The 25,236-nt window shown below is 68.0% G+C and carries 23 protein-coding genes; 14 read left to right on the forward strand and 9 right to left on the reverse strand.

Features of this window, described 5'->3' with window-relative positions:
• Positions 1-6: 6 nt before the first annotated feature.
• The 4 genes from AU193_RS08035 to AU193_RS08050 are packed head-to-tail and all read right to left on the reverse strand — an operon-like array spanning position 7 to position 4,395.
• Complete coding sequence (locus AU193_RS08035) at positions 7-894, reverse strand: LLM class F420-dependent oxidoreductase (protein ID WP_064421837.1); 888 nt, start codon at positions 892-894, stop codon at positions 7-9.
• Entirely contained in the window at positions 891-2,324 is a 1,434-nt protein-coding gene (locus AU193_RS08040; protein WP_064421838.1) for a serine/threonine-protein kinase, read from the reverse strand. Before AU193_RS08040 ends, AU193_RS08035 begins: the two co-directional genes overlap by 4 nt.
• 20 nt (positions 2,325-2,344) lie before the next feature.
• Positions 2,345-3,451 carry a PDR/VanB family oxidoreductase gene (locus AU193_RS08045; RefSeq protein ID WP_064421839.1) on the reverse strand — a complete coding sequence of 369 codons (1,107 nt, stop codon included), beginning with the start codon at positions 3,449-3,451 and terminating at the stop codon, positions 2,345-2,347.
• Entirely contained in the window at positions 3,451-4,395 is a 945-nt protein-coding gene (locus AU193_RS08050) for a metal-dependent hydrolase (RefSeq protein ID WP_064421840.1), read from the reverse strand. Before AU193_RS08050 ends, AU193_RS08045 begins: the two co-directional genes overlap by 1 nt.
• A gap of 87 nt (positions 4,396-4,482) precedes the next feature.
• On the opposite strand from AU193_RS08050, the gene AU193_RS08055 reads away from it, so the two are divergent.
• Both AU193_RS08055 and AU193_RS08060 read left to right on the forward strand, forming a co-directional pair.
• Positions 4,483-5,328, forward strand: a complete 846-nt coding sequence (locus tag AU193_RS08055; RefSeq protein WP_064421841.1) for a lysophospholipid acyltransferase family protein — start codon at positions 4,483-4,485, stop codon at positions 5,326-5,328.
• A gap of 3 nt (positions 5,329-5,331) precedes the next feature.
• Positions 5,332-5,766 (forward strand): SRPBCC family protein, encoded by a 435-nt coding sequence (locus AU193_RS08060; RefSeq protein ID WP_064421842.1) that lies wholly within the window; start codon positions 5,332-5,334, stop codon positions 5,764-5,766.
• Here AU193_RS08060 and AU193_RS08065 read toward each other — a convergent pair whose 3' ends face one another.
• Both AU193_RS08065 and malQ read right to left on the reverse strand, forming a co-directional pair.
• Positions 5,767-6,180: a hypothetical protein gene (locus AU193_RS08065; protein ID WP_064421843.1), complete on the reverse strand. Its 414-nt coding sequence runs from the start codon at positions 6,178-6,180 to the stop codon at positions 5,767-5,769.
• Positions 6,181-6,257: 77 nt separating this feature from the next.
• Positions 6,258-8,402 carry a 4-alpha-glucanotransferase gene (gene malQ / locus AU193_RS08070; protein ID WP_064421893.1) on the reverse strand — a complete coding sequence of 715 codons (2,145 nt, stop codon included), beginning with the start codon at positions 8,400-8,402 and terminating at the stop codon, positions 6,258-6,260.
• A gap of 117 nt (positions 8,403-8,519) precedes the next feature.
• Here malQ and AU193_RS08075 point away from each other — a divergent pair, with 117 nt between their 5' ends.
• The gene (locus tag AU193_RS08075; RefSeq protein ID WP_064421844.1) at positions 8,520-9,719 is read left to right on the forward strand and encodes an MFS transporter; all 1,200 of its coding nucleotides are present in this window, start codon (positions 8,520-8,522) and stop codon (positions 9,717-9,719) included.
• Here AU193_RS08075 and AU193_RS08080 read toward each other — a convergent pair.
• Together AU193_RS08080 and AU193_RS08085 are read right to left on the reverse strand one after the other, a co-directional pair.
• Entirely contained in the window at positions 9,688-10,011 is a 324-nt protein-coding gene (locus tag AU193_RS08080) for a multidrug efflux SMR transporter (RefSeq protein ID WP_064421845.1), read from the reverse strand. The genes AU193_RS08075 and AU193_RS08080 overlap by 32 nt on opposite strands.
• A complete protein-coding gene (locus AU193_RS08085) occupies positions 10,011-10,346 on the reverse strand; it encodes a multidrug efflux SMR transporter (protein WP_064421846.1) in 336 nt (111 codons plus the stop codon). Before AU193_RS08085 ends, AU193_RS08080 begins: the two co-directional genes overlap by 1 nt.
• A 109-nt stretch (positions 10,347-10,455) precedes the next feature.
• Here AU193_RS08085 and AU193_RS08090 point away from each other — a divergent pair, with 109 nt between their 5' ends.
• From AU193_RS08090 to AU193_RS08110, 5 genes are all read left to right on the forward strand, one after another.
• The gene (locus tag AU193_RS08090; protein ID WP_082682884.1) at positions 10,456-12,045 is read left to right on the forward strand and encodes a carboxylesterase/lipase family protein; all 1,590 of its coding nucleotides are present in this window, start codon (positions 10,456-10,458) and stop codon (positions 12,043-12,045) included.
• Between the two features lie 70 nt (positions 12,046-12,115).
• Positions 12,116-13,006 (forward strand): sterol desaturase family protein, encoded by an 891-nt coding sequence (locus AU193_RS08095; RefSeq protein WP_064421894.1) that lies wholly within the window; start codon positions 12,116-12,118, stop codon positions 13,004-13,006.
• Positions 13,007-13,314: 308 nt separating this feature from the next.
• Positions 13,315-14,010: a hypothetical protein gene (locus tag AU193_RS08100; protein WP_064421848.1), complete on the forward strand. Its 696-nt coding sequence runs from the start codon at positions 13,315-13,317 to the stop codon at positions 14,008-14,010.
• Positions 14,011-14,141: 131 nt separating this feature from the next.
• Positions 14,142-14,612 carry a VOC family protein gene (locus AU193_RS08105; RefSeq protein ID WP_064421849.1) on the forward strand — a complete coding sequence of 157 codons (471 nt, stop codon included), beginning with the start codon at positions 14,142-14,144 and terminating at the stop codon, positions 14,610-14,612.
• Positions 14,609-16,117: an FAD-binding protein gene (locus AU193_RS08110; protein WP_064421850.1), complete on the forward strand. Its 1,509-nt coding sequence runs from the start codon at positions 14,609-14,611 to the stop codon at positions 16,115-16,117. The genes AU193_RS08105 and AU193_RS08110 overlap by 4 nt, the downstream gene beginning before the upstream one ends.
• Here the strand turns inward: AU193_RS08110 and AU193_RS08115 are convergent.
• Positions 16,114-18,027 (reverse strand): ABC transporter ATP-binding protein/permease, encoded by a 1,914-nt coding sequence (locus AU193_RS08115; RefSeq protein ID WP_064421895.1) that lies wholly within the window; start codon positions 18,025-18,027, stop codon positions 16,114-16,116. The two genes, AU193_RS08110 and AU193_RS08115, sit on opposite strands and share 4 nt — an antisense overlap.
• A 148-nt stretch (positions 18,028-18,175) precedes the next feature.
• On the opposite strand from AU193_RS08115, the gene AU193_RS08120 reads away from it, so the two are divergent.
• From AU193_RS08120 to AU193_RS08145, 6 genes are all read left to right on the forward strand, one after another.
• On the forward strand, positions 18,176-19,822 hold the full coding sequence (locus tag AU193_RS08120; protein ID WP_064421851.1) for an acetolactate synthase: 1,647 nt from the start codon (positions 18,176-18,178) through the stop codon (positions 19,820-19,822).
• 274 nt (positions 19,823-20,096) lie between these two features.
• On the forward strand, positions 20,097-22,439 hold the full coding sequence (secA2, locus tag AU193_RS08125) for an accessory Sec system translocase SecA2 (RefSeq protein ID WP_064421852.1): 2,343 nt from the start codon (positions 20,097-20,099) through the stop codon (positions 22,437-22,439).
• Positions 22,440-22,448: 9 nt separating this feature from the next.
• Positions 22,449-23,075, forward strand: a complete 627-nt coding sequence (locus AU193_RS08130; protein WP_064421853.1) for a CDP-alcohol phosphatidyltransferase family protein — start codon at positions 22,449-22,451, stop codon at positions 23,073-23,075.
• Positions 23,072-23,989, forward strand: a complete 918-nt coding sequence (locus tag AU193_RS08135; RefSeq protein WP_064421854.1) for a DUF881 domain-containing protein — start codon at positions 23,072-23,074, stop codon at positions 23,987-23,989. Before AU193_RS08130 ends, AU193_RS08135 begins: the two co-directional genes overlap by 4 nt.
• 21 nt (positions 23,990-24,010) lie before the next feature.
• Positions 24,011-24,343 (forward strand): small basic family protein, encoded by a 333-nt coding sequence (locus AU193_RS08140; protein ID WP_064421855.1) that lies wholly within the window; start codon positions 24,011-24,013, stop codon positions 24,341-24,343.
• Between the two features lie 14 nt (positions 24,344-24,357).
• Positions 24,358-25,212 (forward strand): DUF881 domain-containing protein, encoded by an 855-nt coding sequence (locus AU193_RS08145; RefSeq protein ID WP_064421856.1) that lies wholly within the window; start codon positions 24,358-24,360, stop codon positions 25,210-25,212.
• Positions 25,213-25,236 lie beyond the last annotated feature (24 nt).

The raw sequence follows: 25,236 nt of genomic DNA on the forward strand, positions 1-25,236 counted from the left end.
TGGGCCTCATCCGGGCCTCACGGAGCCAAGCTCCAGCCGCTGCGCGCACGCCGAAAGCACGTCGCGCGCTTCGTCGATATCGACCCTCGGCGGCATGGCCAGAATCAGGCGGTCCGCACCGAGGGCCTCCAGTTTGGCCGCCCGCTCACCGTCGATCTTGGTGACCAGGTGGCCGAGCGAGAGTTCCAGCGCATCGGGATCGCGCCCACACCGTTCGGCCTCGTCGCGCATCAGCGACACCAGTTCGGCCAGTTCGGCACCGCCGACGCCGAGCGGCTGAAACCCGTCGCCGAGCCTGCCGGCCCGCCTCGCCGCTGCCGTGCTGTGCCCGCCGATGTGAATCGGTATGTGCGCCAGAGGTTTCGGATAACACATCGCGTTGTCGAAGTGGAAGAACTCGCCGTGGAAGTCGGCTCCCTCGGGACGGTCCTCCCACAGCAGCCGCAGCACGGCGAGTTGCTCGTCGGCGCGCCGGCCCCGGCTGCCGAAGTCGGCTCCACACGCCTCGATCTCCTCTTTGAGCCAGCCTGTGCCCACGCACAGCCGCAGTCGCCCGCCCGAAAGCGCGTCGAGTGTGGCCACCCGCTTGGCCAGCACCACGGGATGATGGTTGGGCAGCACGAGCACACCGGTGGCGAGTCCGAGACGCCGGGTCTGGCCGGCCAGGAAGGCGAGCAGGTCGAGCGGATCGGGCACCGCGCAGTCGGCGGGCAGTTCGACGCGGCCGGACGCGTCGTAGGGGTAGACGCTGGTGTACCGCGACATCAGGACGGTGTGCTCCACCACGACCAGCGACTCAAACCCGCAGGCCTCGAGATGCCGCGCGAAGGCGGCCATGAAGGCGGGGTCTGCGGTGACGCCCGCCGCAACCGGCGCGACGACGGCGAATTTCATGGCAGCGGCGGCAAACCGTTGCTCTCCCGAATGTCCCTTCGACACTCGCGGCGGGTCTGCCCGGTCTGCTCCATGCACACCCGCACCGGCGATTCCTCGGCCGCCGGCAAGGGTGGGTCGGTCGCCTCGGTGGTGACCGTCGGGCTCGGAACGTCACCCTCGGTCAATGACCAGATCGTGGCTCCCGTGCTCTGCAGCGTCGAGCAGTAGGCGGTCGAGCCGTCGGCGGTCTGGGCCGTGCTACCGACGGGAGAGCAATTGGCGCCGATCACCGCGGCGGGCGCTGCGGCCGGCGATGACGACGGAGTGGTGGCGTCGTCGTCTGTCGTGGTCGGCGCGTCCGAGGCGGTGGTCGTCGGCGGTGGTGGCGGGGGTGCGGGTCGGGCAGGTGACGAGGCGACGGTCGTCGATGTGGTTGCCGCAGTGGCATGTTCCTCGTCGACGCGGCCGAACTCGAAGGCCGCAACCACGACCGCAACGATCAGCAGCACCCCAAGCAGCAGCGGCACCAGGATGCCCGGTCGCAGCCACGACCGCTTCGGCCGGGCGGCGGCCATGGCGAGTCGGGTGCTGTCGGGGTCCGATGAGGCGACACCGAGGTGGTGGCTGAGCGCCCTGGCGAAATCCGCGCACCGCTCGAACCGGTCTTTGGGGTTCTTGGCCAGCGCCTTGGCCAACACGGAGTCAAGATTCGCGAGGTCCGGTCGGTGGGAGCCGATCGCCGGCGGCGCCGCCGACAGGTGCTGACTGATGACCACGGCGGGGTTCGAATTGCGAAACGGCGGCGAACCGGTCAACAGGTGAAATGCTGTGGCGGCCAACGCATATTGGTCTGCCCGGCCGTCGAGCGTCTCGCCCATCAACTGCTCGGGTGCGGCGTAGGACACGGTGCCGACCGTCATGTTGGTCGCGGTGAGCCCGCTGACGTCATCTGCCCAGCGCGCGATCCCGAAGTCGGCCAACAGGATTCGCTGATCGCCGGTCTCGGGCCGGGCGAGCAGGATATTGGCGGGTTTGACGTCGCGGTGCAGCAGGCCGCTCTGGTGGGCGTAGTCGAGGGCGTCGGCGATGGCGGTGACGATCGCGGCGACCTCCCGCGGGGGCATGCCGTTGGGATGGTGCTCCTTGAGCAGTTGTGCCGCGTCGGTGCCGTCGACGTAATCCATCGAGATCCAGATCTGGCCGTCGGCCTCGCCGCGGTCGTGAACCCCGACGATGTGCGGATGCCATAGCGTCGCGGCGATGTCGGCCTCGCGTTGGAACCGTCTGCGGTACTCGTCGTCGGCCGACACCGACGCCGGGAGCACCTTGAGCGCGTCGCGGCGGGGCAGGCGCGGATGCTGGGCGAGATACACCTCGCCCATGCCGCCGGAGCCGAGCAGTCGCACGATGGTGTATCCGGCGAAAGTCGCCCCCTCGGCCAACGGCATGGCCGAATAGTACGAGACAACTACAGATCGAGTGTCAGATGGGAACCCTCGGCGGCGCGGGAGATGCAGATCAGCATCAGTCCGTCGTCGCGTTCGGTGTCGGTGAGCAGCGTGTCGCGGTGGTCGACGGCGCCGGCCAGCACCCGGCTGCGACACGTCCCGCAGAAGCCCTGCTGGCACGAATACGGGGGGTGCACACCGGATCTGCGCAGCGCTGCGAGCAGCGTCTCGTCGGCTCCGACGGCGATGGTCTGGCTTCGTGAGCCCACCGTCACCGAGAAGTTCGTGCCGTCCTCGACCGGCGGGGCGGCGAACCGTTCGAAGTGCAGTTCCACGTTGTCGCGACCGGCCAGTCGCTCGCGGATGGCCGTCAACATCGGCGCGGGACCGCACGCGTAGACCGCGGTGCCGTCGGGGCAGTCGCCGAGCAGGTCGTCGGCGCTCGGCAGTCCGTCGACGTCATCGGTGCGGATCTGAACGCGAGAGCCGAACCGCGCGACCTCGTCGACGAACGGGAGGCTGTCGCGACTGCGCCCGGTGTACACCATCGACCACTCCACACCGAGCGCTTGCGCGAGACGAAGCATCGGCAGGATCGGGGTGATGCCGATGCCGCCGGCGATGAACCGCAACCGCCGGGTCGGGGAGCCGTAACCGGGAACCGTCAGTGGGAAGGCGTTGCGGGGCCCGTGCGAGCTGACGGTCGCGCCCGGAGTCAGCGACTGGTGCACCTCGACCGAACCACCGCCGCCGTCAGGGATACGCCGCACCGCGATGCGGTAACTGTCGGTGTGCGCGGGGTCGCCGCACAACGAGTACTGCCGCACCAGCCCGCTGGGCAGCGTGATGTCGATGTGTGAGCCGGGATGCCATCGGGGCAGCGGCGTGCCGTCGGCGGCGACCAGCGTCAGAGCCACGACGTTCTCGTCGCGGGCCACCACCTGTCGGTCGGCGACCCGCAGGAGGAGCGTGCGGTCCAGCTTCTGGGGAGGTGCGACCTTGCGCACGGCGCCGGCCAGCGCTTCCATCCCGTTGATCACGACGTCGGCGACGCCGATCATCTTGTACCGTCGTCCCGGCCGCAGCGGATGGGCGGGCAGTTGCCGGTAGCGCTCCCGCAGGCCCATCAACGGTGCGCGGCGCGCGCGGCGGGTGAGGTGGCCAGGTAGGCCACGGCCTGGGCGGTCGAGCCCATGTCCTCGGGCGAGTAACCGGGGCGGAAGTAGGACAGCGTGTTCGCCCCGAACAGGGTCCGGAACTTCGGCAGCAGGCCGAGTTCGGAGTCCCGCATCCGCAGGCGCTGCATCTTCACCCAGCCGATGTCGCTGTTGGGATCGGACTTCAGCAGGTACCAGGTGCCGCGCTGGAAGAAGGTGAACATCGCCGTCGCGGCGACCGTCATCGCCCGGATCCGGTCCGGATAGCTGTCGTGGAAGTAGACCGCGACGTCGTGGGCGACGCAGCGGTGCTCGACCTCTTCGCTGCCGTGCCAGCGGAACAAGTCGACGAGGGTGGGGTCCGCGCCGTGGTCGTCCCAGGTGGAGTTCAGCGCGAAGTCGCCGAGCACCGCGGTGTAGTGCTCGATCGCCGCGATCAGCCACAACCGCTCACACAGGTTGCTCAGGCGCCGCTCGGGGTCGTCGAAATGCTTTGGCGCCAGGACCTTTTCGAACATATAACCGACGAGGTCGAGCATCGGGGTCGGGTCGACCCCGTTGCCGATGAGGAACTCGGAGATCACGTTGTCGTGGGCTGCGGCGTGTGTCGCCTCCTGGCCGATGAAGCCGCGGATGTCGTCGGCGAGCTTGGCGTCCCGCACCAACGGCAACGCCTCGTTGTAGGTGCGGACGAACCAGTGCTCGGCGGCGGGCAACACCACGTTGAACAGGTTGATCATCGTGGAGGCGACCGGATGGCCCGGGATCCACTCGAGGGGGACTCCGGACAGGTCGAAGTGCACCTTGCGGGCCTGGATCTGGACGGGACCGGGGTCGACCTCGTGTGCGAAACGTCGTGGCCGCAGTGCCCCAGCCGGCGAATGAGCTTCAGCGCGGGCCGGTGATTGTGCCATCTCGGCTCCTCCTTCGTGCCGGACAGTCTACGTGCGATAGGTGGGAACGCAGGTTTCAGGTTCGCGGGGTTCGTCTATAACTCGTTCATGGTGGCGATCGACGACATTCTGGGATGGGCCAGGCAGCAGGTGGCTGACCGGGTTCCGAGTGCCGATCTGGACCAGCGCGATCCCGACTACATCCGTGAGCAGTTGCCGGGGCTGTGGCTGCTGGCGTCGTTGTACTTCCGCGCCGACGTCCGCGGTCTCGAGCGCATCCCCGCCGAGGGGCCGGTCCTGTTGGTGGGCAACCACAGCGGTGGAAACCTCCCGCCCGACACGTTCGTGTTCACCCTGGCGTTCAGCTCGTACTTCGGCGTCGAGCGGCCCTTCTATCAACTCGCGCACAATCTCGTGGTCTCGATGCCGGGGCTGGGATCGCTGCGCAAGTTCGGCACCGTGGCCGCCAATCACGACAACGCCAAGCTGGCGTTGGATTCGGGCGGGGCGCTGCTGGTGTACCCGGGCGGTGACTACGAGGTGTTCCGGCCGTCGTGGCAGCGCCACGAGGTCGACTTCGGCGGCCGCAAGGGCTACGTGAAGCTCGCCCGCGAGGCCGGTGTGCCGATCGTGCCGGTGGCCAGCGTGGGCGGTCAGGAGGCGGCGCTGTTCCTCGACCGCGGCCAGTGGTTGGCGCGGCTGCTGATGGTCGACCGGCTGGCCCGCCTCAAGAGCGTGCCCATACTTGTCGCCCCGCCGTGGGGGCTGACCATCAGCGATTTCATTCCTCGGCTGCCGCTGCCGACGAAGATCGCGATCGAGGTGCAGGATCCGATCGATGCCGACGACATCGCGGCCAGTGACGACGACGTCATCAACGACAAGGTGTTGAGCAGCCTGCAGGCCGGGGTCGACCGGTTGGCCGCCGAACGACGCTTCCCGATTCTGGGCTGAGACATGAGAGTTCAACGCCAGTGCGTCATCGACGCCGATCGCGAGCAGGTATGGAAGGTCGTCAGCGACCCGGCGTGCTATCCGGAGTTCATGGCCAGTCTGGAGCGCTGGGAGATGATGACCGATGCGCCCGCCGGGCTCGGGTCCCGCTACACCGTGCACTGGAAGGTCGGTTCGGTGCCGATCGGCGGCACGGTGGAGGTCGTCGAGTTCGACGCGCCGCGTGAGGTGTCGTGGATCGGGATCACCGGGGTCTCCCAGCGCGGCCGGTTCCGCCTGCGCGACACCGGGGACGGGCGCACCAAGGTGACGTTCCGGTTGTCCTACGAGTCCGCGGGCAACCTTTTGGGCCTGATCGCCGACCGGGTGGCCGCGCGTCAGGTCGGCCGCACGATGAGCCAGACGCTGACCAATCTGCGCCGGATGGTGGAGGGCTGATCAGCCCGCAGGAGGCGGCGGCGGGGTGCCCGCGCCGGGGGCGCCCTGGATCGGCACCACCGGAGTCGGGGTCACGGTGGTGACGCCGTTTCGGCCGACCGTCGGCCCGCCCGAGGGACCCATCTCCGCGATCAGGTCCGCCGCCTTCTGGCTGCAGTCCAGCATCAGCAGCATCCGACCGCCGGAGGTGATCTTCTGCTGGTTGACCAGGCATTCCGCCTGCGGGAGCACGCTGCCGACCGAACCGCCGAAGTAGGCTTTGACGCCCTGGGACTTCAAGATCTGCAGCGCCCGGTTGTACGGTTCGCCGACCACGTTCAAAGTGCTGGGCTGCGACATCGCGATACCGGCCCCGACCAGCGCCGCCGAGCCGACGCCCACGAGCCCGCCGCTGAGCACAACAAGCTTGTTCACGTGATCTCCTCAGGTCGCTGCGGTGCGAACATATCGCAGCCGTGGCGAATGTGAAACCGGAGCAGAAGCCGTCGGCGTTACACCGCCGGGCGCACCGCTTCTCGCATGACTTCACCGAGCCGCGCCGCGGTGACGTCGTCGAACACGTCCTCCAGCAGCAGCTTCTTACCGTCCGGGCCGGCCAACGGCACCCGCCAGTTCGGATACTCGTCGGTGGTTCCGGGCTGATTCTGGGTGCGCAGGTCGCCGACGGCGTCGGCCAGTGACAGCGACAGCAACCGCGACGGTGTGCGGCCGAGGTAACGGTGCAGGGCCTCGACGATCGATGCGGTGTCGGCTTCCGCGTCGGCCCCATCCAGCAGGCCCACACGACGCAGTTCGTCCAGCCATCTGTTCTGCTGCTCGCGGTCGTCGGCCAACTCCTCGACGGCGGGCCGCGTCAGCAGTCCGAGTTCGTCGCGCAGGCGGACGTGCTCGCCTGCCAGGTAACCGGCCGTCGGGGGCAGGTCGTGCGTGGTGACGGCCGACAGGCAGTACTCACGCCACCGCTCGGCGGCCAGCGGACCCCCCGCGGGACCGTCTGCGCCGTCGCGGTCGGCCTCGAACCACAGGATCGAGGTGCCGAACAGGCCGCGTTCGAGCAGGTAGTCGCGCACCCACGGTTCGACTGTGCCGAGGTCCTCGCCGACGACGACGGCTCCCGCTCGATGGGCCTCGAGCGCCACGATGCCGATCATCGCCTCGTGGTCGTAGCGCACATACGTGCCGTCGGTGGGTCTCGCCCCGTCCGGAATCCACCACAGCCGGAACAACCCGATGATGTGGTCGATCCGCACACCGCCTGCGTGCCGCAACACGGCGTTGACCAGTGCGCGGAACGGCTCGTAGGCAAGCTTCTCGAGTTGGTCGGGGCGCCACGGCGGTTGCGACCAGTCCTGGCCGAGCTGGTTGAACTCGTCGGGAGGAGCACCCGCCGTGACACCGAGCGCGAGCACATCCTGCAGCGCCCACGAGTCGGCGCCATCGGGGTCCACGCCCACCGCGAGGTCGTGCATGATGCCCAGGCTCATCCCCGCCTGCAGCGCGGTGGCCTGCGACACCGTGAGCTGGTCGTGGAGCTGCCATTGCAGCCAGCGATGGAAGTCGACGGCGTCGGCGTGCTCGGCGGCGAAGGCCGCGACGGCTTCACTGCCCGGATGCTGCAATTGCTTCGGCCACCGGTGCCAGTCGGCGCCGTACCGTTCGGCCAACGCGCACCAGGTGGCGAAGTCGTCGAGGCTGCGCCCCTCGCGGTCGCGGTAAGCGGCGTACGCCAGTTCCCGCCCTGCGGAGCGCGGCACCTCGTAGACCGCCTTCAGCGCCGAGCGCTTGGCCTTCCACGCCGCGTCGCGGTCCACCTGATCGGTGCGGTCGGCGCGGGACTGCACGGCCTCGCGCAGCTTCCGTAACCGGTTGCGACGGCGGATATAGGCGTATTCCGGGATTGCTTCCACCCGAAGATAGATCGGGTTGACGAACCGGCGGGACGTCGGCAGGTAGGGCGAGGGCTCCATCGGCGCGACCGGAGCGGCGGCGTGCAAGGGATTGACGAGGATGAAACCCGCGCCATGGCGGGTGGCCGACCAGACCGCCAGATCGGTTAGATCGGTCAGATCACCGATGCCCCATGACCTTTCGGAGCGCACGCTGTAGAGCTGGGTGGCCAGACCCCAGTTCCTGCCCGAGGGGGGCTGCAGTGCCGAGGGGGAGACGATGATCGGAGTGCTGAACTCCGACGCATCGGCATGCAGCTTCAGGGTGTGGTATCCGATCGGCAGGTCGGCGGGTATTTCGAAGGATGCCTCGCCGACCAGTCTGCCATCCAATTCATAAGGCGCCCTGTTGTTTTCGAGTTGACGCAAATCGGTGCGGATGGATCCGTCCTCCAGGTCGACCCGCAGCGAGACCGGGTTCCCGTGTGTGACGTGTACCCAGAACGTCGAGGTTGCCCCGGTGCGCCCGATGATCGTCGGCGGAAGGTGGCGTGACCAGTACTCGCGGTCGTGTGCGGCAAGCGCGACGGCGCGGTCGTCCTCGGTGACCGCGGGGACACCCAAGGCCGCCAGCACCGCGATCAGCGTCGACTCGGCCACGGCGATGCGCGTGCCCGTCCAGTCTTCGTAATCGGTTGCGACACCGTAGCGTCGCGCCAACTCCACAAGTGACGCGGCGGGGTCTGTCATGTCGCCGATCTTGCCCGGAATCGGTCGCCACGTCTCATCACAGGCTCGCTCATACCCGATCTGCGTGAACTCAACCGGCACTCGGTACGGTCGGTCCGGTGGGTAGGGTCGGCCGGTATGGCGCCCCACCGACCGGAGACGGCCGAGGTGCAGGGTCGACGGGCCCGGATTGCGGTGGCCGCGCTGTTCTTGACGAACGGCGCCGTGTTCGCCAACTTGTTGCCCCGTTATCCCGAGATCAAGAGCGATCTGGGTCTGTCGAATTCGGTCTACGGCGCGGCGGTCGCCGCGTTCTCCGCGGGTGCGCTGGCTGCCGGGCTGACAGCGGGCACGCTCATCCGGCGCTATGGCTCGTCGCGGGTGGCTGTCGTCGGCACCATCGGAATCGGCTTCTTCGTGGTTCTCGCGGGGGTGGCGACGTCGCCGGTGTTGTTGGCCGCCGGGCTGTTTGCGGCCGGCGCCTGCGATTCGGTGACCGACGTCGCGCAGAATGCGCACGGGCTGCGGGTACAACGCATCTACGGTCGCTCGATCATCAACTCGCTGCACGCGGTGTGGGCGGCGGGGGCGATCATCGGCGGTGTGATGGGCGGGGCGGCGGTCGTATTGGGTGTCCCGCGCGCGCTGCATCTCGGCTTCTCGGCTGTGCTGTGCAGCGTGGTCGTGCTCGTCGCGTACCGCCACCTGCTACCCGTCCCCGATCACGACGGCCACCAGGAAGCGCGCGCCGACCGTGGGGGCAGCGCCGGCGCTGCGGTGTACGCCGCGCTGCTCGCGTTGGTGCTGATCGCGGTGGCCGGTGCGACGGTCGAGGACGCCGGCAACTCCTGGGCGGTGTTGTATCTGCGTGACGCGTTCGGTGCGTCCGGACCGATCGCGGTGACGGGCTACATCGCCGCGGCCACCTTTCTTTTCATCGGGCGACTGGTCGGCGACAGGCTGGTCGACCGGTTCGGCGAACGCGCCGTTGTCCGGGCGGGCGGCGCGATCACCGCGATCGGCATGGGTCTGGCGCTGGCATTCCCGTCCATTGCCGGCACGATCGCGGGATTCGCAATGGCCGGCTTCGGCGTGGCGACCCTGGTGCCGTCGGCGATGCACGCCGCAGATCAGTTGCCGGGCCTGCGGCCGGGGAGCGGGCTGACGATCCTCACCTGGCTGATGCGCATCGGATTTTTCGCTGCCCCGGTGCTGGTCGGAGCGATCGCCGACGCGACGAGCCTGCGGACCGGCCTGCTCGACGTGCCGATCGCCGGTGTCCTGGTCGTGCTCGTGTCCGGCGTGCTCAGTGCGCGACGCCGGCAAACTCGATCGTGAGCACGCCACCGACGACGAGCGCGATCCCCAGCGCCATCACCCAGGTCAGGGGTTCGGTGAACAGGAAGCGGGCGATGACCGCCACCAGCGCCACGCCGCACGCGGTCCATACGCCGTAGGCGATGCCGACGGGCATCCCGAGAGCCAGCGTCAGCCACAGCAGATAGAAGGACGCCAGGTAGCCCAGGACGATCGGTGCGATCCAGGCCTTCTTGCGGAACCCCTCCGATGCCCGCAGCGAGAGCGTCGCCAACACCTCGAAGGCGATCGCGGCCGCCAGTGTCCAATACATCACCGCTGTTCCACCGCCCGGTGGGAACCGAACTCGATGAGCAGGACACCGGCGATGATCAAGCCGATGCCCGCGACGATCGGCCAGGTGAACGGGTCACCGAAGAAAACCGCGGCCAGAACCGCCGTCCCCGCCGTGCCGACCGCTCCCCAGATTCCGTAGGCCACCCCGACCGGCATTCCGGCACGCAACACCAGCGTCAGGAATGTGAACGCCGCGACGTAGCCGGCGACGACGACCACAAGCCATGCCGAATGATCCTGGGACGCCCGCAGCGACAACGTCGCGGCGACCTCGACGATGATCGCACCGGCCAGCAAGGCCCACTTCTGCACGCGATCAAGTTAGCCGACCGAACGGACTTCACCCGTCCGGCACGAGCCGCTCCGCTGGCCGGTGGACTGTTCGCCGGCGCACGTAGCCTGAACTCGCTGTGTTCCATCGATGGAGGGGTCCCATGCCGTACGAGATCGAGTTCCGGTGACCGGCGGGTCACGGGCCGCCGATGACGCGCTCGTCGTCGACACCGCATACGGACCGGTCCGCGGACTCGACGACGGAACCGTGAAGGCCTGGAAGGGGATTCGGTTCGCCGCTCCGCCGTCAGGTGAGCTGCGGTGGCGGGCACCTGAACCGCCGCGGCGCTGGGACGAACCGGCGGATGCCACCAGGGTGGGCCCGGTGTGCCCGCAGCCGACGGACCGCCGCCTCCCGATCGACCTCGGCGCTCCGCAGGGCGACGACTGCCTGAGCGTGAACGTGTGGGCGGAATCAGACATCGACCCGGGCGCGGGCAGGCCGGTGATGGTGTGGGTGCACGGCGGGGCCTACGTCCTCGGTTCGTCGGCGCAACCGCTGTATCACGGCCGTGCCCTCGCCGCGGGCGGCGACGCCGTGATCGTCACGGTCAACTACCGGCTGGGCGCACTGGGCTTCCTGGATCTTTCCGCGCTGGGCGAAAACTTCGCCACCAACCTCGGGCTGCGTGACGTCCTGTTCGCGCTGCAATGGGTTCGCGACAACATCGCGGGCTTCGGGGGAGACCCGACGCGCGTCACCGTGTTCGGTGAATCCGCGGGCGCCGGGATCATCACCACGCTGTTGGCCAGCCCGGCCGCCGAGGGACTGTTCGGCGCCGCGATCGCCCAGAGCTCACCGGCGACCTCGGTGTACGACCGCGAGCGCTCCCAACGGGTGGCGGCGATGTTCCTCGAGCACCTCGGGCTGGGCTCCAACGACGCCCCGCGGCTGGCGTCGGTCCCCACCTCCGCTCTGCTGGCCGCCTCCAAGCACGTATTCGACCGCATCCCCGTGCGCACACCTGGCACGCTGGCGTTCGCGCCGATCATCGACGGCGATGTGGTGCCTGCGCATCCGGTTCAACTCGCCCGCGACGGGCGCACACGCCCGGTGCCACTGATCATCGGAACCAACAAGCACGAGGCCGCACTGTTCCGCTGGATGAGGTCGCCGTTGATGCCGATCACACCCAAGGCGATCCGGGCGATGTTCGCCGAGATCGCAGCCGAGCAACCCGATCTGCGATTGCCCGACGAACGCCAGATCCGCGCCGCCTACCGGGGGCGAGGCAAGACCATCGGTTTGGGCGTCGCACGCGACATCGGGTTCCGGATGCCGTCGGTCTGGTTCGCCGAAGGCCATCGCGAGGTCGCGCCGGTGTACCTCTACCGATTCGACTTCGCCACCCCGATGTTGCGCCTCCTGCGGCTCGGCGCCGCGCACGCCACCGAATTGCCCTATGTCTGGGGCAATCTCAACACCGGCCCGAAGGACCCGACTTTCAAGCTCGGCGGGGCGAAGGCGGGAAAGAGGGTGTCGGCGCGAATCCGGCGACGCTGGTTGAACTTCGCCGTCGACCACACACCCGTGGGTGCGGCCGGTGACCCGGTGTGGCGGTCGTACCGCGCCGGCGACCGCGCCACGTTGCTGATCGACGCCCAAGACCGGGTGGTCGACGACCTCGACCGCGATCTGCGCACCGCGTGGGGCGATCAGGTGCTGAGCTTCCGTTGAGTCGTATGCTTTGCCCGGAGGTTTCGAAGTGGATGTGAGTGGCGCCTTCGCGCAGGTGTTGCCGCCGTTGATGCACGACCCGGTGATATTCGCGGTCCCGTTCTTCTTGTTGCTGCTCGTCATCGAGTGGGCGGCTGCCGCCAGGCTGGCACACGAGGAAGCGGGAGCCGATCGTGCACCGGCAGGTGCGTATCAGCGGTCCGATGCGTGGGCCAGCATCTGGATGGGCGTGGTCTCGATCGGCACGAGCGGGGTGCTGAACTTCGTGGCGCTGCTGGGATATGCGGCGTTGTTCGTCTACGTCGCGCCGTGGCAGTTGCCCGCGGACGCGTGGTACACGTGGGTGATCGCGATCGTCGGGGTGGACCTGCTCTACTACCTTTACCACCGGATGGCACACCGGGTGCGGTTGATCTGGGCCACCCATCAAGCGCACCACTCCAGCCAGTACTTCAACTTCGCCACCGCGCTGCGCCAGAAGTGGAACATCAGCGGTGACGTGTTTCTGCGGGCCCTGCTGCCGCTGTTCGGCGTACCGCCGTGGATCGTCTTCGCCAGCTTCTCGATCAACTTGATCTACCAGTTCTGGATTCACACCGAGCGGATCGGAAGGCTCTGGCGCCCAATCGAATTCGTCTTCAACACGCCGTCACACCACCGAGTGCACCACGGCATGGACCAGCAATACCTCGACAAGAACTACGGCGGCATCTTCATTCTGTGGGATCGGATCTTCGGCAGCTTTCAGGCAGAGACGATTCGCCCGCACTACGGGCTGACCAAGCAGGTCGACACCTACAACATCTGGACGCTGCAGACACACGAGTACGTGGCGATCGCGCGTGACGTCCGCCGGGCGCCGCGGTGGCGCGACAAGCTGGGCTACATGTTCGGTCCGCCCGGGTGGGCGCCGGCGCGACCACCGCTCACGGCAGACCACCCGGCCGCGGTGAGCACCTGAGCCGATGGCCCGCCTCGGCATCCGGGCGTCCCGGTGGTCGCTTGACCGCGAGGACCACACCACCGAACGCCGGAACACGTACCGCGGACGCTGGATGCGCTGATCCGGGTTTCGATTCGTAGCTGTCCCGTGCCGAAACCGCGGCCGGGGCGTAACGTCTCTGTGACCTTCACCGATGGGCAGGTGACGGGACCATCGTCGAGTGGTTGCTCCTGGTCGGGCGGTGATTGTCGCATCTTCTGACCCGGTTCAGTGGCTCACAACGCGGCGGTGCCGGACCTTCATCGGCTCGACGAGCGGAGACGACAGTGCGCCGACATGCGGTACGGGTACTGGCGGCGCTGGCCGCCCCGATGGCCGCGCTTGCGCTGGGCTCCGCGCCCGCGCAGGCCACTCCGGGCGTAATGGTCCACCCCGGCATGGAGATCCACCAGGACAGCAACGTCTGCACCCTCGGCTACGTCGATCCCGCGACCCGGATCGCGTTCACCGCCGGCCACTGCCGGGGCAGTGGACCCGTGCGCGACCGGCAGGGCAACCTCATCGGGATGCAGACGGTGTACCGCGACAACACCCCCAACGGCGCGACCGTCGACACCAATCATCAGATCGCCGACTGGGAGGCGATCGCGCTGGCACCCGACGTCGTGGTCAACAACGTCCTGCCGGGGGGCAAGGTGCTGGTGGCAGACCCCGGTGTCGTGCCGACGGCCGGGCAGCCGGTGTGCCACTTCGGTGTCGTGACCGGTGAGAGCTGCGGCAACGTCGAGGCCGTCAACAACGGCTGGTTCACGATGGCCAACGGTGTCGTCAGCCAGAAGGGCGACTCGGGCGGCCCGGTGTATGTGGTCACCCCCGACAACCGGGCGGTGCTGATCGGCATGTTCAACAGCACCTGGGGGACGTATCCGGCAGCGGTGTCCTGGCAGACCGCCAGCCAGCAGGCACGCGAGGACGTCATCTCCGCTGCATCCGCCAGCGTCGGCTCCGTATCCCTGCCTTGACGCGAGGCGAACATCGCCTCGGGCGGGCCGGCCCCGTCGCCGCCGACCGCTGCCTGAAGGCGTACTACGGTGAACGCCTGAACTAGAACACGTTCTAGCCAATCGGGCGGGCCGCGGATATTCTCGACGCGATGCTTGCCCAGACACCTGTCCAGATCGCGTGGGTGACGCAGGACCTCGACACCACCGAGCATGCGCTCACCACGTTGCTGGGCGCCCGCAAATGGGTGCGTATGCCCGGCGTCCACTTCGCACCCGACACTTGCACGTATCGCGGTGAGCCCGCCGACTTCGTCGCGGACATCTCGCTGAGCTACGCGGGCGACACCCAGCTGGAACTGATCGCACCGGTCTCCGGGCGCAGCATCTACACCGACTTCCTCGCCACCGCGGGCCCAGGGATGCACCACATCTGCGTCGAGGTCGGCGATGTGGAGGCGGCATTGGCCGAACGGGGAGCCGAGGCGATTCAGCGCGGGGTGATGAGCGGCGGTATGGAGTTCGCCTACATCGCCGCCACCGGTGTGCCGTACCTGGAGATCGCCTACATCCCCGAAGAGATCAGGGCATTCTTCGACTACATCAAACAGGAGCAGCAGTGAGCACCAGCGAGATCCCCGACACCCTCGACGCCGCCGACGTCGGGTCGTGGTCCGACGAATTCGATGTCGTGGTGGTCGGGTTCGGCATCGCGGGCGGATGTGCGGCGGTCAGCGCGGCCGCCGAGGGCGCGCGAGTCCTGGTGCTGGAGAAGGCGGCCGACGCGGGCGGTACGACGTCGATGGCCGGCGGGCACTTCTACCTCGGCGGCGGCACCGCGGTGCAGCAGGCCACCGGCCACGACGACAACCCCGAAGAGATGTACAAGTACCTCGTGTCGGTCTCACCGGACCCCGACCACGAGAAGCTGCGCGCCTACTGCGAGGAAAGCGTCGAACACTTCAACTGGTTGGAGGACTTGGGTTTTCAGTTCGAGCGCAGCTACTACCCGGGCAAGGTGGTGGTGCCGCCGGGGACCGAGGGCCTGTCGTACACCGGCAACGAGAAGGTGTGGCCGTTCTGCGAGCAGGCCAAGCCGGCGCCGCGCGGCCATTCGGTGCCGGTGCCCGGTGAGCTCGGCGGTGCCGCCATGGTCATCGACCTGTTGGTGAAGCGCGCCGCCGAACTCGGCGTGCAGATCCGCTACGAGACAGGCGTGACGAACCTGGTCGTCGAGGACGGGGCGGCGGTGGTCGGTGTGCGCTGGAAGCACTTCGGCGAGACGGGTGCGATCAAGGCGAAGGCGGTGGTCATCGCCGCGGGCGGTTTTGCGATGAATCCCGACATGGTCGCTCGCTACACCCCCGCGCTCGGGCAGAAGCGCAAGACCAAGCATCACGGTGAGGTGGAGCCCTACATCCTGGGCAATCCGAACGACGACGGTCTGGGCATCCGGATGGGCATCTCGGCGGGCGGAGTCGCCAAGAACATGGACCAGCTGTTCATCACCGCGGCCGCGTATCCGCCCGAGATCCTGCTCACCGGTGTGATCGTCAACAAGGACGGCAAGCGCTTCGTCGCCGAGGACTCATACCATTCGCGCACTTCGGCTTTCGTGCTCGAGCAGCCAGAGCAGACGGCCTACCTCGTCGTCGACGAGGCTCACATGGAGATGCCGGAGATGCCGCTGATCAAGTTCATCGATGGCTGGGAGACCGTGGCGGAAATGGAAGCGGCACTGGGTATTCCGCAGGGCAACCTGGTCGCGACCGTGGACCGGTACAACGAATTCGCCTCGCGCGGTGAGGATCCCGACTTCCACAAGCAGCCCGAGTATCTCGCCGCCCAGGACCGTGGTCCGTTCGCGGCCTTCGACCTGTCGCTGGGGCGGGCGATGTACTCCGGCTTCACCATGGGCGGGCTGGCGGTGTCCGTCGACGGAGAAGTGCTGCGCGAGGACGGATCCGTCGTACCCGGCCTCTATGCGGCCGGTGCGTGCGCATCGAACATCGCCCATGACGGCAAGGGCTACGCCAGCGGGACCCAACTCGGCGAAGGGTCGTTCTTCGGGCGGCGGGTGGGCAGACACGCAGCGCGCCGCGCCGGCGAACACGCCGCGGCGCGTTAGACCTTCGCCGGTTCGTCACCCTCGACGCGTCCAAGCCGCCATTCGCCGTCACCGAGCAGCGCCAGCTCGTGGGTGTGGTGCTGTTCGACGGTGCTGCGGTGGCTCACGCTGACCAGGATGGTGTCGGGCAGCTCGGTGCGCACCAACTGATAGACCATGAACTCCAGGCCCTCGTCGAGCGCGGACGTCGACTCGTCGAGGAACACCGCCTTGGGTTTGGTCAGCAGTATCCGGGCGAACGCGATGCGCTGCTGTTCGCCGGGTGACAGGACCTTGGCCCAGTCATCGACCTCGTCGAGGCGGTCCGCAAGATGCGGCAGGGCCACCTTGTGCAGCATGCTGCGCAACGTCCCGTCGTCGATCGTGCCCACTTCGTTGGGGTAGCTGACGACCGTGCGCAGGTCGCCGAGCGGCACGTAGGGCAGTTGGGACAGGAACATCGTCTCGTTGGGTCCGCACGGCCGCGTCAGCGTGCCGGTGGTGAACGGCCACAACTGGGCCAGGCTGCGCAGCAGGGTGGTCTTGCCGCTGCCCGACGGGCCGGTGACGACCAGGGTGTCGCCGACTTTCAGCCGCATATCGAGCGGTCGGAGCAGCTGCCTACCGTCGGGGGTGCGGACCTCGACACCGGCAAGCTCCACCGTGCCGTCGTGGCATGCGGTGGTGGTCAACTCGGGCAGCGCGCGGCCCTCCTCGTTGGCGATCACCAGGCCGTGCAACCGGATGATCGCCGCTCGATACCCGGCGAACTGGTCGTAGACGTTGCGGAAGAACGACAGGCCCTGCTCGATGTTGCCGAAGGCCGCTGCGGTCTGGCTCATCGCGCCCAGCGTGATCTCGCCGGTGTAGAACCGGGGGAACTGCAGCAGATAGGGCGGTACCACGATGATCTGGTCCATCGACAGGTTCCAGCCGTAGAAGCCCATCATCCGGTTGATGTAGCGCTTGTAGTTCGAGACGACGGGGGCGAACAGCCGTCGTAGCCCCGACCGCTCGGCGATCTCGCCGCGGTAGAAGGCGACCGCCTCGGCGGCGTCGCGCAGGCGCACCAACGCGTAGCGGAAAGCGGCGTTGAACTTCTCGTTGTTGAACGACAGCCAGATGATCGGCCTACCGATCCAAAACGCGAACACCGACGCCAGCAGCACGTACACCAGCAGGATCCAGAACATCGCGCGTGGCACGTCGCCGACGATCGGCAAGGTGAGCGTCCCGGACAGGTTCCACAGGATCGCGGTGAACGAGATCATCGAGGCGATCGCGTTGACCGCACCGAACAACAGCGTCGAAGTCGAGGTGTTGTTGGGGGTATTGGGCAGGCCGCCGACTCCGGCTGTGAAGATATCGATGTCCTGCTGGATGCGCTGATCCGGATTGTCGATCGTGTCGTCGATGAACCGGCCGCGGTAGTACGCCTTGCCGTCCAGCCAATCGCCGGTGAGGCGGTCGGTGAGCCAGACCCGCCAGGCCAGCATGAACCGCTGCGTCATGAACAGGTCGAGCATGATCCGGGCGACGTGCAGGACGGCCAACAGCGCGAAGACCATCATCGACAGCCAGAACCCGTCTCTGCCTGAGTTCCGGACGGCGTCGTCGCCGCTGCCGAGGCCGGACGCCACCACCTGGAAGCTGGTCATCATGTCGTTGCCCTGGAAGGTGAACAGCACCGTCAGGCGGACTCCGACGATCACCGAGAGCAGCAGTGCGCCCAGCCACAGCCAGACCTTGAGGCTCTCCGGGCCCTTGAAGTAGTCGCCGGTGATGCGCCAGAACTGACGGCCCCAGGTGGTGAACCTGGCGATGAACACCAGGACGACCAGCGTGCACACCGCCGCCATGGCCCAGCCCCGCGCGATCCATATCAGCGAGGTCCACAGTTCGCTGCCCCAGTCCAGCGTCGGGGTGAACATTCCCTCATCCACTCCGGCAAAGTACCGCGACATCCTTCATGCGGCCGTTCAATGGTTGTTCACCGGGCGCAGGTGTCGATCCGGTCGCCTCGCTCGAGCCCTCGCCGGCGTCGCCCGCCGTGTACGCGTGCCTGATTAAGCTGCCGACATGGGCAGCGACGCTCCGGCCGCGGTGAACGCGGGACACCTGATCGCGCGCCGGTTGCGGGCGAGCGGGATCGACACGGTCTTCACGCTCTCGGGCGGGCATCTGTTCTCGATCTACGACGGGTGCCGGGCGGAGGACATCCGGCTGGTCGACACCCGCCACGAGCAGACCGCCGCGTTCGCCGCCGAGGGCTGGTCCAAGGTGACCCGGGTGCCCGGTGTCGCGGCCTTGACAGCCGGGCCCGGCGTCACGAACGGCATGAGCGCGATGGCCGCCGCTCAGCAGAATCAGTCGCCGCTGGTGATCCTCGGCGGGCGCGCACCGGCGTTGCGGTGGGGGCAGGGCAGCCTGCAGGAGATCGACCACGTCCCGTTCGTCGCGCCGTTGACCCGCTTCGCCGCGACCGCGGAGTCGCCGGATGCCGTCGCGGGACTGGTGGATGACGCGCTGCGGGCCGCGGCCGGGACGGCGGGACGTCCCTCGGGTGTGTCGTTCGTCGACTTCCCGATGGACCACGTGTTCAGCGAGGCCACGGACACCGGTGCGCCTGGGGCGCTGAGTAAGCCGGAGGCGGCGGCGCATGCCGACGACGACGCGGTGACCGCCGCGCAGCGCCTGCTGGCCCAGGCGCGACGGCCGGTCATCATGGCCGGGACCAATGTCTGGTGGGCCCGCGCGGAGACGGCTCTGCTGAATCTGGCGGAAGCGCTGCGCATCCCGGTGCTGATGAACGGCATGGCCCGCGGCACCGTTCCCGCCGACCACCAGCTGGCGTTCTCGCGAGCACGGTCAAAGGCGTTGAAGCAGGCCGATGTTGCGCTGGTGGTCGGCGTGCCGATGGACTTCCGGCTGGGCTTCGGGGGTGTGTTCGGCGGGGACACCGCGCTGATCGCCGTCGACCGCGGCGCGCCGGACCGACCGCATCCGCGACCGGTCGCCGCAGCCTTGTACGGCGACATCACCGCCACGCTGTCCGCCCTCGCGGCGGCCGGGGCGAACGATCACGAAGCCTGGATCGCCGACTTGCGTGCCACCGAGACCGCAGCGCGTGCGTCCGAGGCCGACGAGCTGCGTGATGACCGCACACCGCTGCACCCCATGCGGGTGTACGCGGAGATCAGCGCGATGCTCGAGCGCGACGCGATCGTCGTGGTCGACGCTGGCGACTTCGGCTCGTATGCCGGCCGCGTCATCGACAGCTACGTGCCCGGCGCCTGGCTCGACAGCGGCCCGTTCGGCTGCCTCGGTTCCGGACCGGGCTACGCCCTGGCCGCCAAGCTGGCCCGGCCCGATCGCCAGGTGATCCTGCTTCAGGGTGACGGTGCGTTCGGATTCTCCGGTATGGAATGGGACACGTTGGTACGTCACGGAATTCGGGTCGTTTCGGTGATCGGCAACAACGGCGTCTGGGCGCTGGAGAAGCACCCCATGGAGGCGATCTACGGGTATTCCGTGGTGGCCGACCTGCGACCGGGCACCCGGTACGACGAGGTCGTGACCGCGCTCGGCGGACATGGCGAGTTGGTGTCGACGCCCGCCGAACTGCGACCTGCCCTCGAGCGGGCTTTCTCGTCGGCGCAGCCCGCGGTGGTCAACGTGCTGACCGATCCGACGGTCGCGTACCCCCGTCGCTCCAACCTGGCCTGACTTCGGTCCCACCCCGCTCACCTCCCTCTCAACGCGAGCGTGCGCGCCTGCGCACGACACGCCGCGAAATCTCAGCACTTCGCGCACGCTGGCCACGGGTCGAAGGCGACGAAAATCAATCGGCCCGTTGGCTATTCGCGTCGATCCCGAGGTCATGAAGGTGCGCGTCCACGACTCTGTAGGCCCCGTGTGCGCAAACTGCTGGCGAAATGCGGCGCGGCGCGAAGCCGACTCGCACGCTCGAGGCAAGGGGGTCAGCGCGTACGGTAGCGGTGTGGCGAAGACGAAGACCCGCACGTCAGGTCGTGTCAGCAATAGGTTCTGGCGGCTGCTGGGCGCCAGCACCGACCGGGACCAGGCGCAATCGATGGCGCAGGTGCGTGGCTCGGCGGACTTCGACGAGAAGGCCGCGGCCCTCGACGACGGACAGTTGCGCAAGGCCGCCACGTTGCTGAACCTCGACGATCTCGCCGAGTCCACCGACGTCCCGCAGTTCCTGGCGATCGCCAGGGAGGCCGCCGAACGCAAGACGTCGCTGCGTCCTTTCGATGTGCAGCTTCTCGGTGCACTGCGCATGCTCGCAGGCGACGTCGTCGAGATGGCCACCGGAGAAGGTAAGACGCTCTCGGGGGCGATCGCCGCCGCCGGTTACGCCCTGGGCGGCCGCAGCGTGCACGTCATCACGATCAACGACTACCTCGCCCGGCGCGACGCCGAATGGATGGGCCCGCTTCTGGAGGCGCTCGGCCTGACCGTCGGGTGGATCACCGAGAGTTCGACGGCCGAGGAGCGCCGCGCGGCCTACCAGTGCGACGTCACCTACGCCTCGGTGAACGAGATCGGGTTCGACGTCTTGCGCGACCAGTTGGTCACCGACGTCGCCGATCTGGTCTCGCCGAACCCCGATGTCGCGCTGATCGACGAGGCGGACTCGGTGTTGGTGGACGAGGCGCTGGTTCCTTTGGTGCTGGCCGGCACCACCCACCGCGAGACCCCGAAGATCGAGATCATCCGCTTGGTCGGTGAACTCACGCCCGGCGTCGACTACGACACCGACACCGACAGCCGCAACGTCCATCTCACCGAGATCGGCGCGCAGAAGATGGAGGCCAAGCTCGGCGGGATCGACCTCTACTCCGAAGAGCACGTCTCCAGCACGCTGACCGAGATCAACGTCGCGCTGCACGCACACGTCCTGCTGCAACGCGACGTGCACTACATCGTCCGTGACGACGCCGTGCACCTGATCAACGCCTCCCGCGGCCGCATCGCGCAGCTGCAGCGCTGGCCCGACGGCCTACAGGCCGCGGTCGAGGCCAAGGAGGGGATCGAGACCACCGAAACCGGCGAGGTGCTCGACACCATCACGGTCCAGGCGCTGGTCAACCGGTACCAGACGGTATGCGGCATGACCGGCACCGCACTGGCGGCCGGCGAGCAGCTGCGCCAGTTCTACAAGCTCGGTGTGTCTCCGATCGAGCCCAACAAGCCGAACATCCGCGAGGACGAACCCGACCGCGTGTACGTCACCGCGGCGGCCAAGAACGACGCCATCGTCGAACACATCAAGGAAATCCACGAGACGCGGCAACCGGTGCTCGTCGGCACCCGCGACGTCGCCGAATCCGAAGAGCTGCACGAGAAACTCGTCAAAGCCGGTGTCCCCGCGGTCGTGCTGAACGCCAAGAACGACGCCGAGGAGGCCGCGGTGATCGCCGAGGCCGGCAAGCTGGGCAGCGTCACGGTGTCCACGCAGATGGCGGGCCGCGGTACCGACATCAGGCTCGGTGGTTCGGACGTCAGCGATCACGACGCCAGAAAAGACGAGGTCGCCGAACTCGGCGGACTGCACGTCATCGGGACCGGCCGCCACCACACCGAGCGGCTGGACAACCAGTTGCGCGGTCGCGCCGGACGCCAGGGCGACCCCGGCTCGTCTGTGTTCTTCTCCAGTTGGGAAGACGACGTAGTCGTCGCGCATCTGGAGCCCACCAAACTGCCGATGGAGACCGACGAGAACGGCCGCGTCGTCAGCCCCAAGGCGGCCAGCCTGCTCGACCACGCACAACGCATCGCCGAAGGCCGGATGCTCGACATCCACGCCAACAACTGGCGCTACAACCAGCTGATCGCCCAGCAGCGCGCGATCATCGTCGAACGACGAAACACCCTGTTGCGCACGGAGACCGCGCGCGAGGAGCTCGCCGAGCTGTCACCGAAACGCTACGAAGAGCTCGCCGAACGATTCGGTGAGGAGAAGCTCGAGACGATCTGCCGGTTGATCATGCTCTACCACCTCGATCGCGGCTGGGCCGACCACCTGGCGTACCTGGCCGACATCCGGGAGAGCATCCACCTGCGGGCGTTGGGCAACCAGACGCCGATCGACGAGTTCCACCGGATGGCCGTCGACGCGTTCGCGTCGTTGGCCGCCGACGCGATCGAGGCGGCCCAGCAGACGTTCGAGACCGCACCGTCGACGGAGCTGGAGGAAGGACCTGGCCTGGATCTTTCCAAGCTGGCCCGCCCGACCTCGACATGGACGTACATGGTCCACGACAACCCGCTCGCCGACGACTCGCTCTCGGCGCTAAGCCTGCCGGGCGTGTTCCGCTAGGTTTAGCCCATGACCGAGGCGCATGGCCGGGTGCCTTCGCCGCCGGAGGGGGCGGGTCAGGCCCCCGACAGGGTGCTGACGGTGCCCAATGTGCTCAGCGTGGTGCGGCTGTTGCTCATTCCGGTCTTCCTGTGGCTCCTGCTCGGGGTGCACGCCAACGCGTGGGCGGTGGCCGTCCTGATGTTCAGCGGGTTCTCCGACTGGGCCGACGGCAAGATCGCCCGGCTGGTCGACAACCAGTCGTCGCGGCTGGGGGAGTTGCTCGACCCCGCGGTCGACCGCATCTACATGGTGACCATCCCGATCGCCATGGGGCTTCACGGATCGCTGCCGTGGTGGATCGTGCTCACCCTGATCGGACGTGACGCCGTACTCGCCGCGACGCTGCCGCTGCTGCGCAGTCGTGGCCTGACCGCGCTGCCGGTCACCTACATCGGCAAAGCCGCCACGTTCGCGTTGATGTCGGGTCTTCCGCTGATCCTGTTGGGCCAGTGGGACGCCACGTGGAGCCGGGTGGTGCTGGCCATCGGCTGGGGATTTCTGATCTGGGGGCTGCTGATGTACCTGTGGTCGGGGGTGCTCTACCTGATTCAGGTGGGCATGGTGGTGCGCCGGCTGCCGAAGGTGTCGCGATGACGCAGAGCTTCCGCAACACGCTCGGCGGTTACGACCCGGACGCGGGCCGCAATGTCCACGAGGCGAACCGGCCGACCAAGATTCCAGTGCCGTCGCTGCTGCGGTCCCTGTTGACCGAGCACCTCGACCCGGGATACGCGGCGGCCGCCGAGGCCAAGGGCGCCGGCCGCCAGCGGCCGAGATGGCAACAGTGGGTTTGGCAGCTGGCCGGCGCCTTGCTGTTGGTGGTCGTGTTCGCCGCCGCAGTGGCCCAGGCGCGCACAACTGCCCCCGGTGTGCGCGAGACGCAGCACGTGCTGGCGGGCAGCGTGCGAACGGCGCAGGCTGACACCACCGCCGCCGCCGAGCGCCGGGACAGGCTGGCTGCCGAGGTCGACGACGAACGGCGCACACGCCTGGAGGGCGACGCGCGCGGCCAGCAGTTGCTCAGCCGCCTCGACGGGGCGAGCTTCGCCGCCGCCGCCACACCCGTGATCGGGCCCGGATTGACGATCACCGTCACCGACCCGGGTGCGTCGTCGGCCGACCTGAGCGACGTGTCCAAACAACGGGTTCCCGGCAGCCGACAGGTGATCCTCGACCGTGACCTGCAACTCGTCGTCAACTCGCTGTGGGTCAGCGGCGCCGAAGCACTGTCGGTCGGGGGTGTGCGGATCGGCCCCAATGTGACGGTCCGGCAGGCGGGCGGCGGCATCCTGGTCGACAATCAACCGATCAGCAGCCCTTACGTCGTTCTCGCGATCGGACCGCCCCACGCGATGCAGGATGTGTTCGACCGCAGCCCCGGCCTGCAGCGGCTGCGGCTGCTGGAGGCCTCCTACGGTGTCGGGGTGAGCGTGAGCGCCGGCGACGGGCTCCAGCTGCCGGCCGGCTCGGTTCGAGAAGTCAACTTCGCCAAGCAGATTGGGCAATGACACGCACATGAAGTCAGACACATGATCGGTATCGCCGCACTGGTGGTGGGCGTCGTGCTCGGCCTGGTGTTCCACCCCGACGTGCCCGAGTTCGTCCAGCCGTACCTGCCGATCGCGGTGGTCGCCGCGCTCGACGCGGTCTTCGGCGGCCTACGCGCGTACCTGGAACGCATCTTCGACTCGAAGGTGTTCGTGGTGTCGTTCGTGTTCAACGTGTTGGTCGCCGCACTGATCGTCTATCTCGGCGACCAGTTGGGGGTCGGCACGCAGTTGTCGACGGCGATCATCGTGGTACTCGGAATCCGGATCTTCGGCAACGCAGCTGCATTGCGCCGCAGGTTGTTCGGCGCATAGACAGGGCCAACGCGATGACTGAGCACACGCCGCAGCACTCCGATCCCGCCCACTCGGACGACCGCCGCGCCGCCCACCACGGCCGCCACGAACTGCCGCCCGACGAGCCGTCTCAGCAGATCGGCGATCTGCGCGCGGGCGGAATCGCCGGCGTGATGCGCCGGGGCCGCTCCCAGGTGGTTTTCGGGGCGCTGGCCGTGGTGCTGTGCGTTCTCCTCGGCGTGGCGATCGTGACCCAGGTTCGCCAGAACGAGTCCGGTGACTCGCTGGAGAGCGCCCGACCCGCCGACCTGCTGGTGCTGCTGGACTCGCTGCAACAGCGGGAGGCGGCGCTGAACACCGAGGTGAACGATCTACAGCGCACCCTGGCGCAATTGCAGGCATCCGGCAGCAGCGATCAGGCGGCCATCGAGAACGCTCAGGCCCGGCTCGCCGCGCTGTCCATCCTGATCGGCACCGTGCCCGCGACCGGCCCCGGCGTGACGTTGACCATCACCGACACCGCGCCCGGCGTGCCCGCCGAGGCGCTGCTCGACGTGATCAACGAACTGCGCAACGCAGGCGCCGAGGCGATGGAGATCCGCGGCGGAGGAGCCGACCCGCAGACCGCTGTGCGTGTCGGCGTCGACACCTGGGTCGTCGGCAACCCCGGCGCCCTGGTGATCGACAACACCACGATGAGCCCGCCGTATTCGGTTCTGGCCATTGGCGATCCGCCTACCCTGGCCGCTGCCATGACCATTCCCGGTGGCGCGATGGACAGCGTCGAACGGGTTGGGGGAAGCATGGTTGTGCAGCAGTCCGATCGGGTCGACGTGACCGCCTTGCGGCAACCGAAACAGCGCCAATACGCTCAGCCAGTCAAATGAGGTCGGTTGCCGACCCGGGCCGAG

This window comes from Mycobacterium sp. GA-1285 (assembly GCF_001499905.1).
Classification (GTDB): domain Bacteria; phylum Actinomycetota; class Actinomycetes; order Mycobacteriales; family Mycobacteriaceae; genus Mycobacterium.

Excerpts from the sequence above, each read along its gene's own strand:
- AU193_RS08035 (WP_064421837.1), bottom strand. The coding sequence starts at position 894 with ATGAAATTCGCCGTCGTCGCGCCGGTTGCGGCGGGCGTCACCGCAGAC.
- AU193_RS08040 (WP_064421838.1), bottom strand. The coding sequence starts at position 2,324 with ATGCCGTTGGCCGAGGGGGCGACTTTCGCCGGATACACCATCGTGCGA.
- AU193_RS08045 (WP_064421839.1), bottom strand. The coding sequence starts at position 3,451 with ATGGGCCTGCGGGAGCGCTACCGGCAACTGCCCGCCCATCCGCTGCGG.
- AU193_RS08050 (WP_064421840.1), bottom strand. The coding sequence starts at position 4,395 with ATGGCACAATCACCGGCCCGCGCTGAAGCTCATTCGCCGGCTGGGGCA.
- AU193_RS08055 (WP_064421841.1), top strand. The coding sequence starts at position 4,483 with ATGGTGGCGATCGACGACATTCTGGGATGGGCCAGGCAGCAGGTGGCT.
- AU193_RS08060 (WP_064421842.1), top strand. The coding sequence starts at position 5,332 with ATGAGAGTTCAACGCCAGTGCGTCATCGACGCCGATCGCGAGCAGGTA.
- malQ (WP_064421893.1), bottom strand. The coding sequence starts at position 8,402 with ATGACAGACCCCGCCGCGTCACTTGTGGAGTTGGCGCGACGCTACGGT.
- AU193_RS08075 (WP_064421844.1), top strand. The coding sequence starts at position 8,520 with ATGGCGCCCCACCGACCGGAGACGGCCGAGGTGCAGGGTCGACGGGCC.
- AU193_RS08080 (WP_064421845.1), bottom strand. The coding sequence starts at position 10,011 with ATGTATTGGACACTGGCGGCCGCGATCGCCTTCGAGGTGTTGGCGACG.
- AU193_RS08090 (WP_082682884.1), top strand. The coding sequence starts at position 10,456 with ATGGAGGGGTCCCATGCCGTACGAGATCGAGTTCCGGTGACCGGCGGG.
- AU193_RS08095 (WP_064421894.1), top strand. The coding sequence starts at position 12,116 with ATGCACGACCCGGTGATATTCGCGGTCCCGTTCTTCTTGTTGCTGCTC.
- AU193_RS08105 (WP_064421849.1), top strand. The coding sequence starts at position 14,142 with ATGCTTGCCCAGACACCTGTCCAGATCGCGTGGGTGACGCAGGACCTC.
- AU193_RS08115 (WP_064421895.1), bottom strand. The coding sequence starts at position 18,027 with ATGTTCACCCCGACGCTGGACTGGGGCAGCGAACTGTGGACCTCGCTG.
- AU193_RS08120 (WP_064421851.1), top strand. The coding sequence starts at position 18,176 with ATGGGCAGCGACGCTCCGGCCGCGGTGAACGCGGGACACCTGATCGCG.
- AU193_RS08130 (WP_064421853.1), top strand. The coding sequence starts at position 22,449 with ATGACCGAGGCGCATGGCCGGGTGCCTTCGCCGCCGGAGGGGGCGGGT.
- AU193_RS08135 (WP_064421854.1), top strand. The coding sequence starts at position 23,072 with ATGACGCAGAGCTTCCGCAACACGCTCGGCGGTTACGACCCGGACGCG.
- AU193_RS08140 (WP_064421855.1), top strand. The coding sequence starts at position 24,011 with ATGATCGGTATCGCCGCACTGGTGGTGGGCGTCGTGCTCGGCCTGGTG.
- AU193_RS08145 (WP_064421856.1), top strand. The coding sequence starts at position 24,358 with ATGACTGAGCACACGCCGCAGCACTCCGATCCCGCCCACTCGGACGAC.